At 52.4% G+C, this 15,733-nt stretch carries 14 protein-coding genes; 6 read left to right on the forward strand and 8 right to left on the reverse strand.

What is annotated here, in order from left to right; translation table 11 throughout:
* The 4 genes from KQJ18_RS07045 to KQJ18_RS07060 form a co-directional block, all read right to left on the reverse strand.
* On the reverse strand, positions 1-2,185 hold a 2,185-nt coding region (locus KQJ18_RS07045), incomplete at its 3' end, for a CusA/CzcA family heavy metal efflux RND transporter (RefSeq protein ID WP_216421720.1).
* Between the two features lie 11 nt (positions 2,186-2,196).
* Positions 2,197-3,489 carry an efflux RND transporter periplasmic adaptor subunit gene (locus KQJ18_RS07050; RefSeq protein ID WP_185655566.1) on the reverse strand — a complete coding sequence of 431 codons (1,293 nt, stop codon included), beginning with the start codon at positions 3,487-3,489 and terminating at the stop codon, positions 2,197-2,199.
* 76 nt (positions 3,490-3,565) lie between these two features.
* Entirely contained in the window at positions 3,566-3,913 is a 348-nt protein-coding gene (cusF, locus tag KQJ18_RS07055; protein ID WP_069323108.1) for a cation efflux system protein CusF, read from the reverse strand.
* A gap of 32 nt (positions 3,914-3,945) precedes the next feature.
* The gene (locus tag KQJ18_RS07060; RefSeq protein ID WP_087857096.1) at positions 3,946-5,328 is read right to left on the reverse strand and encodes an efflux transporter outer membrane subunit; all 1,383 of its coding nucleotides are present in this window, start codon (positions 5,326-5,328) and stop codon (positions 3,946-3,948) included.
* A gap of 195 nt (positions 5,329-5,523) precedes the next feature.
* Between KQJ18_RS07060 and cusR the strand changes: the two genes are divergently transcribed.
* The 5 genes from cusR (at position 5,524) to uspF (ending at position 9,457) form a co-directional block, all read left to right on the forward strand.
* On the forward strand, positions 5,524-6,207 hold the full coding sequence (cusR, locus tag KQJ18_RS07065; protein ID WP_038638530.1) for a copper response regulator transcription factor CusR: 684 nt from the start codon (positions 5,524-5,526) through the stop codon (positions 6,205-6,207).
* Positions 6,197-7,648 carry a Cu(+)/Ag(+) sensor histidine kinase gene (locus KQJ18_RS07070; protein WP_216421721.1) on the forward strand — a complete coding sequence of 484 codons (1,452 nt, stop codon included), beginning with the start codon at positions 6,197-6,199 and terminating at the stop codon, positions 7,646-7,648. Before cusR ends, KQJ18_RS07070 begins: the two co-directional genes overlap by 11 nt.
* Before the next feature lie 120 nt (positions 7,649-7,768).
* Entirely contained in the window at positions 7,769-7,978 is a 210-nt protein-coding gene (locus tag KQJ18_RS07075; RefSeq protein ID WP_069323104.1) for a hypothetical protein, read from the forward strand.
* Between the two features lie 83 nt (positions 7,979-8,061).
* Positions 8,062-8,865: an MBL fold metallo-hydrolase gene (locus KQJ18_RS07080; protein WP_216421722.1), complete on the forward strand. Its 804-nt coding sequence runs from the start codon at positions 8,062-8,064 to the stop codon at positions 8,863-8,865.
* Between the two features lie 163 nt (positions 8,866-9,028).
* Positions 9,029-9,457 carry a universal stress protein UspF gene (gene uspF, locus KQJ18_RS07085; RefSeq protein ID WP_038638520.1) on the forward strand — a complete coding sequence of 143 codons (429 nt, stop codon included), beginning with the start codon at positions 9,029-9,031 and terminating at the stop codon, positions 9,455-9,457.
* A gap of 65 nt (positions 9,458-9,522) precedes the next feature.
* On the opposite strand, the gene torD is transcribed toward uspF, so the two are convergent.
* The 3 genes from torD to torC are packed head-to-tail and all read right to left on the reverse strand — an operon-like array spanning position 9,523 to position 13,842.
* On the reverse strand, positions 9,523-10,137 hold the full coding sequence (torD, locus tag KQJ18_RS07090) for a molecular chaperone TorD (protein ID WP_087857160.1): 615 nt from the start codon (positions 10,135-10,137) through the stop codon (positions 9,523-9,525).
* Positions 10,134-12,674: a trimethylamine-N-oxide reductase TorA gene (gene torA / locus KQJ18_RS07095; RefSeq protein ID WP_185655564.1), complete on the reverse strand. Its 2,541-nt coding sequence runs from the start codon at positions 12,672-12,674 to the stop codon at positions 10,134-10,136. The genes torD and torA overlap by 4 nt, the downstream gene beginning before the upstream one ends.
* Positions 12,664-13,842 carry a pentaheme c-type cytochrome TorC gene (gene torC / locus KQJ18_RS07100; protein WP_042309930.1) on the reverse strand — a complete coding sequence of 393 codons (1,179 nt, stop codon included), beginning with the start codon at positions 13,840-13,842 and terminating at the stop codon, positions 12,664-12,666. The genes torA and torC overlap by 11 nt, the downstream gene beginning before the upstream one ends.
* 131 nt (positions 13,843-13,973) lie before the next feature.
* Between torC and torR the strand changes: the two genes are divergently transcribed.
* Positions 13,974-14,666: a two-component system response regulator TorR gene (gene torR / locus KQJ18_RS07105; RefSeq protein WP_185655563.1), complete on the forward strand. Its 693-nt coding sequence runs from the start codon at positions 13,974-13,976 to the stop codon at positions 14,664-14,666.
* On the opposite strand, the gene torT is transcribed toward torR, so the two are convergent.
* Complete coding sequence (gene torT, locus KQJ18_RS07110; protein ID WP_137346950.1) at positions 14,639-15,670, reverse strand: TMAO reductase system periplasmic protein TorT; 1,032 nt, start codon at positions 15,668-15,670, stop codon at positions 14,639-14,641. The two genes, torR and torT, sit on opposite strands and share 28 nt — an antisense overlap.
* Between the last annotated feature and the right edge of the window lie 63 nt (positions 15,671-15,733).

Below are 15,733 nucleotides of genomic sequence, written 5' to 3' on the forward strand. Positions count from 1 at the left end.
TAATATCCACGTTGAGATAGCGTCCCCCTACCAGACGCTCAGCTAACGCAGAGGCGACGCCTGGCACGGTTCTGGCTACCTCTTCAATTTGTTCCGCCGTCGCATCGATATCAGCCAGCACGTTACCTGACACTTTAATCCCGATAGGGCTTTTTATCCCGGTAGAGAGCATGTCGATACGGTTACGAATTGGTGGCACCCACAAATTCGCCAGCCCCGGCAAGCGCACGGTTTTATCCAGCTCGGCGATGATTTTGTCCATCGTCATACCCGGACGCCACTGATCCTGCGGCTTCAGTTGGATCGTCGTTTCAACCATTTCCAGCGGTGCGGAATCAGTTGCGGTTTCCGCTTTACCGGTTTTACCAAATACGCGCGCCACTTCAGGAACGGTCATGATCAGCTTATCGGTTTTTTGCAGCATGTCCGCCGCCTGCGCCGCCGAAATCCCCGGCAGTGTCGAAGGCATATACAGCAAATCGCCTTCGTTAATCTGCGGCAGGAATTCACCACCGACTTTATTCAGCGGGTAGATAACCGTCAGTATTGACAGCACCGCGACCAGGATAGTGGTTTTGGGCCAGTGCAGCACCTTCAGCAATAGCGGATGGTAAATACGGATCAGGAAGCGGTTAAGCGGGTTGCTGCTTTCCGCTGGTATTTTGCCGCGGATCCAGAACCCCATCAGGATCGGAATAACCACAATGGCCAGAAATGCCGCGCCCGCCATGGCATAGGTTTTGGTGAACGCCAGCGGACCAAACAGCCGCCCTTCCTGCCCTTCAAGGGTGAAAATAGGGATAAATGACAACGTAATTATCAGCAAGCTGATGAACAATGCCGGGCCAACTTCCACCGAGGCGTCGGTAATGACCTTCCAGCGCGTGGCGTTATCCAGCTTTTTACCCGGATGCTGATGCCCCCACTCTTCCAGTCGCTTATGGGCGTTCTCAATCATCACGATTGCCGCATCAACCATCGCCCCGACAGCAATGGCAATTCCCCCGAGCGACATAATATTGGCGTTCAGCCCCTGGAAATGCATCACGATAAACGCGATACACAGCCCCAACGGCAGGGAAATAATCGCCACCAATGCCGAACGCAGATGCCACAGGAACAGCGCGCACACCAGCGCAACGACGATAAACTCCTCCAGTAGCTTATAGCTCAGGTTATCAATGGCGCGATCGATAAGCTGACTGCGATCGTATGTTGTAACTACCTCAACGCCTTCCGGCAGGCTGCTTTTCAGGGTGTCGAGTTTGGCTTTAACGGCGGAGATCACCTCACGCGCATTTTTACCGGAGCGCAGGATAACCACCCCGCCCGCCACTTCGCCTTCGCCGTTCAGCTCGGCGATCCCGCGGCGCATTTCCGGTCCAATCTGAACGCGTGCCACATCGCGCAGATAAACCGGTACACCGTCGGCCCCGGTTTTCAGGACGATATTATTGAAATCATCAAGCGTTTGCAGATAGCCACTGGCACGCACCATATATTCGGCTTCAGCCATCTCCACCGACGAGCCGCCCGCTTCCTGATTTGACGTATCCAGCGCAGATTTCACCTCCGCCAGGCTGATGCCATATTGCGTCAGCTTCATCGGGTCGATAACCACCTGGTACTGTTTAACCACGCCGCCCACCGAGGCCACTTCCGCCACGTTAGGAATCGTTTTTAACTCATATTTTAAAAACCAGTCCTGAAGAGAACGTAATTCCGCGAGGTCATGTTTTCCGCTGCGATCCACCAGCGCATATTCAAAGATCCAGCCGACGCCCGTGGCGTCCGGTCCCATTTCGGCACTAACGCCTGCCGGCAATTTTCCCTGCACCTGGTTGAGATATTCCAGTACGCGCGAGCGTGCCCAGTAAGGATCGGTGCCATCCTCGAAAATGACGTACACATAGGAATCGCCAAACTGCGAGAAGCCGCGCACCGTCTTCGCGCCCGGTACCGACAGCATGGTGGTGGTCAGGGGGTAAGTGACCTGATTCTCGACGATTTGCGGCGCCTGTCCGGGGTAGCTGGTTTTGACAATCACCTGGACATCAGAGAGATCGGGCAGCGCATCAACCGGGGTGTTAATGATGGTCCAGGTTCCCCAGATGCTGAGAAACAGCGCCCCCATCATCACCAGGAAGCGGTTTGCCACTGAACGGCGGATAATCCATTCAATCATTTATCATGTCCTCAATGTGAATGGGTCGCCTGGGCTGACATCGCGCCTGCGTCTTGCGCACCACTGTGCTGGGCGCGCATACGGTCAAGGGCGCCAGAAATATTCGCCTCGGAGTCAATCAGGAACAGGCCGCTGGACACCACTTTTTCACCTTCGGCCAGGCCTGAGCGAATAGCCGTCAGCCCCTGAGATTCATGGAATACAGCAACCTGCTTCGGCACAAATCGACCTTCATGATCAACGGTAATCACCCGCTGTTCGGTACCCGTATCAATTAACGCTTTAGACGGGATCAGCAGCATCGGCTCGCTTTGCGTTTTCAATTGCAGGTAAGCATTCATTCCAGGCTTGAGCGCTTCGTCGGGGTTATCAACCTGCAAACGCAGCTGGAGGGTACGCGTGGTAGCATCTACGCTTGGCAAAATACTCCACTTACTGATGGTGAATGGTTTATCCGGCCAGGCAGGAACAGTGATGCGAAATTGCGAGGCATCTTTAATCAGCCAGGCAATAGATTCCGGGACCGACGCGCTGACCCATACCGGATCCATTCCCTGAATTTTCGCGACCACATTGTCTTTAGAAATATTCATGCCGGTACGCAAATCGAATGCGGTGATCACCCCATCAATGGGGGCTTTCAGGGTAAAGCGGGTCTGAATTTTACGCGTCGACTTTAAACGCTGGATATCCGCTTCCGGCATGCCGGCAAGGCGTAATCGCTCCAGAATCCCTTCCACCTGCGTCGCGCTGCCGCCGGTCTCGCGCAACAGCAAATATTCGCTCTGCGCCTCAACCCAGTCAGGAATCGTCAGGTCAATGAGCGGAGAACCCTTCTTAATTTTGTCACCCACAGTGAGCGGGTAAACCTTCTCGATAAAGCCAGCGGAGCGGGCCTGGACAATAACAAACTGGTATTCGTTATAGCTCACGTTAGCCGGGAAAGTTTGCGCATAGTGCAGTGGTCCCCGACGCACGGGTTCCGTTTTTAGCCCCAGATTCTGGGTCTGAGTGGGATCGATGCGCACGCCAGGTGCTGACGCGCTTGCGGTCTCTTCATCGGCATATTTCGGGATTAAATCCATATCCATGAACGGCGATTTGCCCGGCTTGTCAAAACGCGTATTCGGATACATGGGGTCATACCAGAACAGAACTTTTCTGGCTTCTTTTGGCGAAGCCGGTCCGGTTTCGGTCGATACTTTTGCGGATGAATAATAAGTATAAACACCGACAGAAATAATCCCACCTGCAATCATGCCAGCGAGAATAAGCGCGGTATTTTTAATATTTAAAGACGCCATAATGATTTCCATTGCGCGATAATCTCACCCGCGCTCGCAAGAACCCGGGCAAGAATTAAAGAGACCAGCGAGAACGTTATTTACTGATGTGAATATCGCGTAACACAGAGAGATTTCCCTGCTGAACAAACGTAAACGCGACCTTATCGCCCGGTTTAATATCGTCAGCCCTGGTGTCGGCCACCAGCGTAAAACGCATCGTCATCGCCGGCCAGTTCACCGCCGGAATAGGATCATGTTTAATCGTGACTTTTTTACTTTCCATATCAACAGCTTCAATCACTCCAGTCGCGCTAATGCGTTGTTCCTGTTGAGCCGCCGGCTGCATACTCATCATCTCGCCATGTTGATGCTCATTGGCCTGAGCGTTAAATATGACCACAGAGAAAAGGCTTAACAGCACGGCTTTGGCGGTAGTATTCATAGTTGATGCTCCTGAAAAGTTAATATTAAGGTTTACTCCACCCAACCGCCGCCTAAGGCAGCAAACAGCTTAATTTCATTAACCTGCTGGGCGTAATTAAGATCGAGCAGCGATTGCTGCGTGGCAAATAAAGAACGTTCGGCGTCCAGAACTTCGATATAGCTAACCGCGCCATTCTGATACAGCGCTCTGGCACGTTGTAGGGTGATTAGCAATGACGTCAGGTAGCGCTGCTGGCCGCTAATTTGATCGGCAATGCTTTGGCGCAACGCCAGCGCATCGGCCACCTCTTTAAATGCACCCTGAATTTTTTGTTCGTAATTCACCACCGACTGCTGTTGGCGAATTTCAGCCAGATCAAGATTGGACTGATTACGTCCGGCGTTAAAAATTGGAATATCTATTTTGGGGACAAAATTCCACATGCCGCTGGCAGCATTAAACAAGCTGGAGAGATCGCTGCTGCTACTGGACACGGAGCTGGTCAGGGTAATCGACGGGAAAAATGCCGCCCGCGCGGCGCCGATATTGGCATTCGCCGCCATTAATCCGTGCTCAGCTTCCATAATATCCGGACGCTGTAACAGTATTTGCGACGAGAGTGATGGCGGCAGCGTAACCGGTTTAATATCTCCGCGACTGCGCGCTCGATCGTCGGGTAATTTTCCGTAGGTACCCAGCAACAGTTGCAGCGCGTTGTTGGCCTGCGCCAGTTCACCTTTACGCTTCGCGATTTCGCTGCGCGTACTTTCAATCACGCCCCGCGCCTGTTCCAGCGCCAGTACATTAGTGCTACCGGTGACCAGTTGTTTTTCAACAAAGGCGTAGGAACGCTGATAGTTTTGCAGCGTTTCTTCGGCAATTTGCAGTTGTGCATAAGCCAGACGCTGATTGAAATAACTTTGCGACACGTTAGAGATTAATGAGATATGTACCGCCCGACGCGCCTCTTCGCTGGCAAAGAAATTCTGTCGATCGGCTTCACTCATATTTTTCAGCCGACCAAAAAAATCCAAATCGAAACTGAGATTCAGTCCGGCCTCGAATTCGCGATCGGTGCTGCTGTCGCCTTTTAATTTACCGCTGTAGGTACCGCTGGATCCTGCCGTAATTTGCGGATAGCGGTCAGCGTCCGTGACGCCATATTGCGCTCGCGCCTCCTGAACCTTCAGCACAGCCATACGCAAATCGCGGTTATTGGCCAGCGCCTCACCAATCAGCATCTTAACCTGGTCGTCAACGAAGAAGGTCCGCCAACCGGTGTCCTGATAATTCCCCGAGGCTGACACCAGCGCATTCTGGCTTAAGGAGAATTGCTGTGGCACCGGCAAAGCCGGGCGCTGATAGTCCGGCGCTAATGAACAACCGGCGAGAACGAATATAGCGCTGAGGGTAAGAAGCTTAAATTTGCTCATAGTTCTTCACGTCCTGACCGGACTGATGACCCTAAAATAGGTAGGAATTTATAGTGTTGTACTTTAACGAAGTGACTCTGTTTAACCGGTGACAGGAAAATGACAAAACTGTCATTTTCCCAATAACCGATTGCTATCCGATCCCGCTTCCCTAGAATTGAAAGTCCGCACAAGCAGTGCGAGAAGGAGAATGCGATGAAGATTTTGATAGTCGAAGATGAGAAAAAAACCGGTGAATACCTGACGAAAGGCCTGACGGAAGCAGGTTTTGTCGTGGATTTGGCGGATAACGGCCTGAACGGGTACCACCTGGCGATGACCGGCGATTACGATCTGCTCATCCTCGACATCATGCTGCCGGATGTAAACGGCTGGGATATCGTACGCATGCTGCGTAGCGCCAATAAAGGCATGCCCATTCTTCTCCTCACTGCGCTGGGTACCATTGAACATCGGGTTAAAGGTCTGGAATTAGGCGCTGACGATTACCTGGTCAAACCGTTTGCCTTTGCCGAACTGTTGGCGCGGGTCAGAACGCTATTACGCCGGGGCGCGGCGGTAATTGTTGAAAGCCAGTTTCAGGTCGCAGATTTAATGGTTGATCTGGTGAGTAGAAAAGTCACCCGCAGCGGGGCGCGCATCACCCTGACCAGCAAAGAGTTTACGCTGCTTGAGTTTTTCCTGCGCCACCAGGGAGAAGTTTTACCCCGCTCGCTGATTGCCTCTCAGGTCTGGGATATGAATTTTGACAGCGATACCAACGCCATCGATGTCGCCGTTAAGCGTCTGCGCGCCAAAATCGATAATGACTTTGAGCCGAAACTGATTCAGACCGTGCGCGGCGTGGGATATATGCTTGAGGTTCCTGATGGTCAGTAAACGATGGCAACGCCCTTTTTCCCTGGCGACGCGACTGACCTTTTTCATCAGTCTGGCGACTATCGCTTCATTTTTCGCCTTCGCATGGATAATGATCCACTCAGTGAAAGTGCATTTCGCCGAGCAGGACATCAATGATTTACAAGAGATCAGCGCCACGCTGGAGCGTATTCTTAATCAACCGAACGAACCTGAACCACGCCGACTGGAAACGCTAAAAAACGTCGTGGCAGGTTACTCGAACGTCATTATTTCTCTGGAAGATAGCAATCAGAAGGCTATTTTTCATTCACCTGACGCCCCGGATCTTCGGCAATTTATCGCCAGTGCAAGGCCGGATAAAAATGCCCAAGCCCGCGATGTCTTTATTATATCCGGCCCCATGCTGCAAACGCCCAAACATACGCACGGGCAGATGACATCATCAAACTGGCGTATGATTCGTTTACCTGTAGGCCAGCTTGCCGATGGAAAACCGGCATATACGCTGTACCTGGCATTATCGATCGATTTTCATCTGCACTATATTAATGACCTGAAAAACAAGCTGATTATGACGGCATCACTGATTAGCATGATGATTGTTTTTATCGTGCTGTTCGCCGTTTATAAAGGTCATGAACCGATCCGTAATGTCAGTCGCCGCATCCAAAATATCACCTCGAAAGATCTCGACGTACGCCTCGACCCGCAAACCGTGCCTATTGAACTGGAACAGTTGGTCAGTTCGTTTAATCACATGATCGAACGCATCGAGGATGTTTTTAAACGTCAGTCGAACTTCTCGGCAGATATTGCCCATGAGATCCGCACTCCAATTACCAACCTGGTCACGCAAACGGAAATTGCGCTAAGCCAGATCCGCAGCCAAAAAGAGCTGGAGGACGTGCTGTATTCCAATCTCGAAGAATTTGGCCGGATGTCGAAGATGGTGAGTGACATGCTGTTTCTGGCGCAAGCGGATAACAATCAACTGATCCCGGAAAAGACCGCGCTCAATCTGGCTGATGAGGTCAGTAAAGTGTTCGACTTTTTCGAAGCCTGGGCAGAAGAGCGTGAGGTTGGTTTACGCTTTGAGGGGCGCGAATGTTGGGTATCGGGCGATCCGTTAATGTTACGCCGGGCAATGAGTAATCTGCTTTCAAATGCCATGCGTTACACGCCAAAAGGCGAGTCAGTGACCGTGCGGGTGAAAGAGGCCGATGAACAGGTGCAGATAGTCGTTGAAAACCCCGGCCCGCCAATTCCTCCACAACATCTTCCGCGACTCTTTGACCGCTTCTATCGGGTAGATCCTTCCCGGCAACGTAAGGGAGAAGGCAGCGGCATTGGCCTTGCGATCGTGAAATCGATAGTCATTGCCCATCAGGGAAACGTTGCGGTGACATCTGATTCACATGCCACCCGCTTTATTCTGACGCTGCCCCGGCATGCAATTTAATCTCTGCTGATGACGGTTAAGTGTTTCCTGTTCTCTGACACAACCGTCATATTCCTGTCACGTCACTGACAGCGCGTGCTAATTATAATTTCTTCCGTAAACCCACACAGGAGAAATATGATGAATAAGATGTCCTCTTTTTTAGCTATCGCGTTTTTTATCTCAGCGGGCGTTAATGCAGCCGAAACGTCACCCCATGCACAATCATTTTCGCAGATGAATGAACATGAAAAAGCGATGGTAGTACATCAGTCAACAAATAATGCTCATTCCTATGCCCATGAGCAGCAGGCCCAAAAACATCGTGCGCAGGCAAACAGTACGCAATAACGGATAACGCCAAAGGGCGCTGCGATCACAGCGCTCTCAAAAGCTGTGCGTTACAGTATGCCGTTTTAATACTGGAGTCAGGCATGGCTTTAACCCTCACGGTGTTGCTTGAAAACCGGCGCGCTGCTGGCGCAGATAAATCATTACGGGCAAAGCCTGGATTAAGTCTGTTAATTCAGGATGAAACCACCACCATACTGTTTGATACCGGGCCGGATGACAGCTTCATTCTAAACGCCGCGCAAATGGGGATCGACCTGACGCAATTAACCGCCGTGGTGCTGTCACACGGTCATTACGATCATTGTGGCGGCGTCCCCTGGCTTGCCGATAACAGCCGTATTATTTGCCATCCTCAAATAGCCTGTGAGCGTTACGCGTCGATAACGCTTGCGGGAAAGCCGCGACAAATTAAAAAACTCTCCCGCGATAACGACTACTCTCGTCTGAATATGGAATACACCCGCGAACCGTTGGCGATAAGCGATCGTTTTTTGTGGTCCGGGGAAATTAGCGTACCCACACCGCAGGCCTATGGTGTTATTCGCGCGGAAACACCTCAGCCAGATTACATCAGCGATGAAGGCGTATTGATCTATAAATCTGACCGTGGGCTGGTGATCATTACCGGCTGCGGGCACCGGGGAATAGAAAATATCGTCCGCCATTGCCAGAACATCACCGGCATTCGCAAAATTCACGCCCTCATCGGTGGGTTCCATTTACGCGCCGCCTCCCCCGCTAAGCTGTGGCGGACGCGGCAATTTATTAAGCAGCAGCAACCGGAAAAACTGCTCGGCTGTCATTGTACCGGTTCGTGGGGACGGTTGTGGCTACCGGGAACAAAAGCCCCGGCAACGGGGGATGTCATCGTGCTGGCGAACTAAAGGCGGTAAAACGTGGCCCACATCTGCATTAGAAAACGGGAACTTACGTTCCCCGTTTATCATTGACGACAATTATGCACGTAACCTTGATCTGGTCACTTATTATACAGAGACAACCTTGGGTACACTCAGGATAGAGGTAAACAAACAGGAGGTAGTGAATATGTATCGCTCAATTCTGGTGCCCATTGATATCTCTGAAGCCGATTTAACCCGCCATGTTGTGCCGCAGGTTCAGGCTCATGCCAAAACCGCCAAGGTCCATTTTCTGGCCGTTATTCCTACCGTTCCGTTCTATGCCTCGCTGGGGCTGGCCTACTCAAGCGAATTCCCGGATCGCAGTGGTCTGCAGGCCAAGGCCAGCGAAAAACTCGAAGAGATTGTTAAGCAATTCAACATTCCTGCTGGCAGGAGTCAAATCCACGTCGTTTACGGCCCGCCGAAGGATCAGATCCTCAAACTGGCGGAGGCGGTTGACGCCGAACTTATCGTCATCGCCTCGCATAAGCCTGGTTTTAGCACCTACCTGCTGGGTTCAACGGCTTCTGCCGTAGTCCGCCATGCGAAATGTCCGGTGCTGGTTGTACGGTGACACTGGCTAACATAATAAAAACGGGAGTAAATTTACTCCCGTTTTTTTCCGACTAAGGTCAGCACTCAGTGCTGATTATCCAGCCTGACCAATGCCAGCAACAGCTGGCTCAGCGCACCATAAAACCCAAAATCATCATAACGACAGCATTTAGCGGTGAATTCCGGTAACCAGCGTAACAACCCCGCCAGCGTTTCTCTGCGCAGCGCGTCAATTTGCTGATGACGCAAGCCAGCTTCAGCCAGTGAAAAATGCAGATGGCTCAGCAGTTCGACGAAAATCGCCAGGTGATCGGCTGACTCGCTAAACGTATTGCTGACCTGCATGCCCGCATCAGATAACAGTTGTTTAATGACGCCGTAGTTCGATCCCCCTTCGAGATGAGCCGACGCATAGGGTAACGCCGCGTGTTTGTCCGACATCAAAAACAGACTGCAAAAATCAGCTGCCAGTTCCAGAGTGACGTCTTCACGCATCTTAAGCGCCGCAATTTTTTCCTCCAGCAGAAGTACTTCCGCCTCAAGCGATGGCTCACCTTTTAGCAACGCAAACCACTCCGCCATTTCGCTGGAATGCAACTGTTCCAGGCTTTCGTCATCTCGCTCACGGGAAAACAACTGCGCCAGCCAGGCGTAAACGCAGGCCACCTGCTCTGGTGTCAGGGAAGAGTCTTTCATTATGACCTCCCCTGCTCTGCCGGAACATATTCGCACTGCGCCACCATTTTTATCGGGCCGCTGAATGCCGTCACATTCGCCAGCTTGCCGGTATATTTCTCGATTTCCACCAGCGCAGTATGGGCACTGGTGGCTTGTGCCAATTGAGACGTGCCGATATCTATCGTTAACACGTTCGGGTTGCCGTATTTGCACAGTGCCCCGATTTCTCCGCCATTCTCCGGATCGTACCAGGCGCCTTCATGAATACGCACGACGCCTGGCGAGTAGAGATCGGAGACAACTGCCCCGGCGAGCACTTGTCCACGCGCATTAAATACACGGACGATATCACCATTGCGAATCCCTCTTGCACTGGCATCCTGCGGGTTGATAAACACCGGTTCTTTGCCACTTACCGCATAATGCTTACGTAGCGCTTCAGATTCACAAAGCTGCGAATGCAGACGGAAGTCCGGGTGGACGGATTGCAGATGCAGCGGCCAACGCTGCGACCCCGGCCCGCCGTGTGATCGTTCGATTTTCTCAAACCACATCGGATGCCCCTGGCAGTCGTCATACTGCATATCGGCAATAGTTTTCGAGAAAATTTCGATCAAACCGCTTGGTGTCCCCAGCGGCTCAAGATCGGGATCTTCGCGGAATGCCTGATGTCGAACAAACATCTGCGGATGCTCGAACTCAACGTACTCCTGCTGATTCCAGAAGACGTCAAATGCCGGGAGATGAACGCCGCGCCCTTTCCCCTGCTGGCTTCCTTCCTGCCAGATCCGCTTCAACCACCCCATCTCATCCAATCCTTCGGTGAAGGCCTCTTCACGATTAAAGCGGCGGCAAAGATCGCGGAAAATATCGAAATCATTACGCGCTTCAAATTGCGGCTGTACCAGCTGTTTCATGGCGATAATGCCGCGGTTGGAGTGGTTGCCATACTGGTCGAGATCGTTACGTTCAAATTGCGTCGTCGCAGGCAATACAATGTCGGCGAAGCGACAGGTCGAGGTCCACTGATTATCAATAGCGATAACGGTTTCCAGCTTCCGCCAGCCCTCAATAATGCGGTTGATCTGCTGGTGGCGATGAAAAGGATTGGTCCCGGCGAAAACGCACATCTTCAACGGCGGCAGTTTCACCGTTTTACCGTTCCAGTTAATTTGCTTGCCCGGCTCCAGTATCGCATCAATAAAACGTGCAATAGGGATGGTGCTGCTATAGCCCTTATAATCGGTGCTGTCATGTATCGGAGGAACGGTGGTGGAGCCAGAAAAACCACTCAGAATTACCCCCTTACGGCCTGGCGTACCCGCGCCGTTATAGTGCCAGCCAAAACCAAAGCCCCCGCCGGGTAAACCGATTTGTCCGAGCATTGAAGCCAGCACCACAATCATCCACGCCCATTGCTCCCCATGCTGCATGCGCTGGACGCACCAGCCGGCAATAATTTGCGTTCTCCCCCCTGCCATCTGCCGTGCCAGTTCACGAATCGTGTCGGCATCGATCCCACATATCTTTTCCGCCCACTGGGCATCTTTAGGCTGTCCGTCACTTTCTCCCAGCAGATAAGGCAGAAACTGTTCAAACCCCACGCAGTAGTTATCGAGAAAATGCGGGTCATAGAACTTCTCGGTATAGAGCGTGTGCGCCAACGCCAACTGTAGCGGCACATCAGCCTGCGGATTTACGGCAATGTGTTTAACTTTATCACGACCCAGATAGTCATGAGTCGAGGTGACGACCGGGTCAATACTGATGACAGAGATCTCGCCACGCGCCACTTTTTCCTTCAACTGCTCGTAGTATTCATAGACATCATGATCCGGACACCACCAGTTCGCCTGCTGGTTTTTGATCAGATCGGAGCCCCACAGCACAATGGTTTTGCTGTTCTTCAACACCAATGGCCAGGAGGTTTGTTGCTCATACACCTCCATTGAACCCACCACCCGCGGCAGGATCACCTGAGCGGCGCCGGTGGAATAGTCTCCCCCGGTACCCACGCTGTTGCCGTGCAGCGCAATGGCGCGCGCCAGCATACCGGAAGCGTTATGGAACATGCCGGTTGATTGCCAGCCGCTGGCCGTAAGCAGCGCGCTTGGACCATAGGTCTTCTGAATGCGCTCCAGCTCCTGATAGAAGAAGTCCAGCGCTTCATCCCAGGAAACGCGCACAAAGCGGTTATCGCCGCGCTGTGTGGTATCGCTCTGGTGTCGTTTACGTAACCAGTCAACGCGCACCATCGGATAACGGATACGCGCGCCACCGTGTACATGATCCGGCAGTCCGGCGATCATTTTGGACGGGTACTTATCACGCTCAAACGGCTTCGCCTCGATAAAACGCCCATCAACCACGGTGGCACGGATTGCTCCCCAGTGAGAACCGGTCAAAATCCCCTCTTTAACACCTGTTCCCTGTACCCCGGCGGCACAGGCGCTACGCGGTGTGAGTAGAGAGGGGCCTAACATACCGGCTACGGTCAAACCGCCCAATTGCAGCAGGAAACGTCGGCGAGATGCCTGAAAGAGATCGTTATTTTTCATTGCTTTCTCCCGTAGCGCTATGTGGCTTGTCCGTGGTGTCAGAGGCATTCATCTGCAGATATTTCAGCAAGGTACGTTCTTCGCGTTTATCCAGACTGGTAAACCCAATCATGCCGTTCAACGTGCCAATCCAGCCGTTAGCGTCAAAGTGTTCTTTCTCTGGGGCGCCGTGGCACTGGTTACAGGTTCCGTTATAGAGTGAGTCGGCATAGGCCCAAATCGGCTTGATGTCGTTAACCATATCGCCCTTGTGCATCCAGGCGGTGGCTTGCAACTTACTCCACGGCGTATTCGTTTCCGCGACGGTGGTTTGTTCCAGCGTTTTCACGTGCTGCTGGATATCACCGCGAATAGAAGCCACAAAAATGCGCTTACCCGGCAGTTGCGCCAACACGCGCTGACGTCCGTTACTTTCGGTCCAGCCCACAATCTCAATTTGCAGCCAGTCGCCGTCACGCTTTAACACTTTGACTTCAGAGGCGGGCAGCAGTGAGCCTGCGGGTTCTTTATCACCTTTCGCGGCATACAGAGGTTTGATGTCAAGGGAATAGAGCGTATCGCCATCATCATTCGCACTGGCGCGAAGCGCATCAAACTGCTTGCGGAAACCGCTGCTCATGTCGGGAAGTTGGTGCGCAATGCCTTTATGACAGTCGATACAGGACTGGTTATCCTTCGCCGCAATTTTCATCTGGCGCGCGGCTTCAGGATGCTGTTTAGCGTGATCCATCGCGTCATAGTTATGACAGGAACGACAGGTTGCGGAGTTGTTCTCTTTCATTCGCGCCCATTCGCGCTCCGCCAGCTCGGCGCGCTTGGCTTCGAATTTCTCAGGCGTATCAATAGAGTGGGCAACAAAGGTCTGGTAGATATCGTTGCTGGCCTCCAGCTTACGTTTCACCATACCAGGGATATCTGATGGAATGTGGCAATCGTGACACTCTGCGCGTACCCCGGAGGCATTCTGAAAATGCACCGACTGTTTATATTCTTCATAAACCGGCTGCATGCTGTGGCAACTCACGCAAAACTCGGTTGAACTGGTTAATTTAATGCCAACGTGCGGTAAGACGATCAGCGCGATGCCGACCACAATTCCGATAACGACCAGCGCCAACACTGACCAACGTGCGCTCGGTCTGAGCAGCGCCCTCCATAGTTTCCGCATAATAGCCCCTGTAATTATATGGTTTAGTTACAGAGGATCTTATTTCCCAAATGTGAACAGCAACACTGGTCAGGATGAATGGCTTACGGCACAATGTGAACAGATATGAACAGAAAGAGACAGCAACCAGGATGTCGCATCACATTGTCATTGTTGAAGATGAGCCGGTTACCCAGGCGCGGTTACAGGCTTACTTCGAACAGGAAGGTTATCACGTCTCAGTCACCGCCAGCGGAGCTGGTCTGCGTGAAATCATGTCGCTACACCCTGTCGATTTGATTCTGTTAGACATCAATCTCCCGGACGAAAATGGCTTAATGCTGACGCGCGCCCTGCGCGAACGCTCAACGGTGGGCATCATTCTGGTGACGGGTCGCAGCGACCAAATTGATCGTATTGTGGGCCTGGAAATGGGCGCTGATGATTATGTCACCAAACCGCTGGAGCTACGTGAACTGGTGGTTCGGGTGAAAAATTTGCTCTGGCGGATCGATCTTGCCCACCAGACGCAGCCGGAGACCAAAGACAACTGCTATCAGTTTGCCGGATATTGTCTGAATGTCTCCCGCCATACCCTGGAGCTTGGCGATGAAGCCATCAAACTCACCCGCGCCGAATATGAAATGCTGGTCGCCTTTGTCACTAATCCGGGGGAGATTCTCAGTCGGGAACGCTTATTACGCATGCTTTCCGCACGACGGGTAGATAATCCAGACTTACGCACCGTGGACGTTCTGATCCGCCGTTTGCGCCACAAGCTGCGGGCCGATTTGCTGGTGACACAGCACGGGGAAGGCTATTTTTTAGCAGCCGATGTGTACTGATACAGATAAACAGGGCGAAATCCGCCGGGTGACAGTGAGCGCTGAACATGCCGGCTGTCCGCATTTTTCGACGTAAGCACGAGGATCGGCGGACTGATATTTTCCGGCACCGACTGCCCTTGCAACACCCTGATAGCCTGCTGAATCGCCAGTTCGCCTTGCCAGACCATTTGATCGCTGGCAGCCATAATAATTCTTTCTCGTTTAAGCCCGCGATAAACCTGATGCGACAAATAAAAAGAGACCACGGTCAATGGCGTTCCCTGGTTACGTCTCTCCCCCATCGCCGCTTCTGCCGCAATTGCCGTACCGGCAACCACATCGGCATCCGGGTGACGCTCAAGCATCTCCTGCAGCAGGTTACGCTGTATTTCAATATCATTATCACCCAACGCCATATCCACAATCTGTACCTGACTACCGGCAATCGCCTGGCGGAATCCATCCACCATTTCGCGGCTGCCGCCAGCGTCGTCAGGGCCTGGCAATAATAAAACTTTTAGTGGCCTGCTACCGCTCCATTTAACCAGATAGCGACCTGGCTGATACCCCATCTGGAACCACGGCACCCCAACCCGGGCTTTGACCGTCGCGTCATGTATCGCATTCACCACCTCAATAACCGGCAGCGTGCCCACCTGCGCCTGCAAATCCGGAAAAGTTGTCGTGCTACTGCCTAACAAAATGGCATCCGCGCCCCATTGCTGACACTGAGCGATTTGTGATTTTTGCGTGCTAAACTGGCGATACCCTCCCGCTTCAAACACCTTCAGGCTTACCCCATATTTTCTTGCGGCCTCAAGCATGCCGTAATTTACTGAAAGCCAATAGGAATCCTTCAGACTGGGATACAACGCGCACAGTTTCCATGCCTTGTTTGCCGTCACGGTCAGTTGCGATTGCGGGACAGCCTGCTGCGTACCCTGCCAGCGCAGCAATAGGGACTCGGTCGCGTGACCCAGACCGGGAAAAAGTGTGATCAGCAGGAAAAGCAATACGCGCATGATAGCCTCATCATTGATAAGGCTTTATCCTAGTTGCTTTCCTCTTTTGGACTCAACCTTTTT

The organism is Citrobacter sp. S55_ASV_140, assembly GCF_018919505.1.
Classification (GTDB): Bacteria; Pseudomonadota; Gammaproteobacteria; order Enterobacterales; family Enterobacteriaceae; genus Citrobacter; species Citrobacter werkmanii.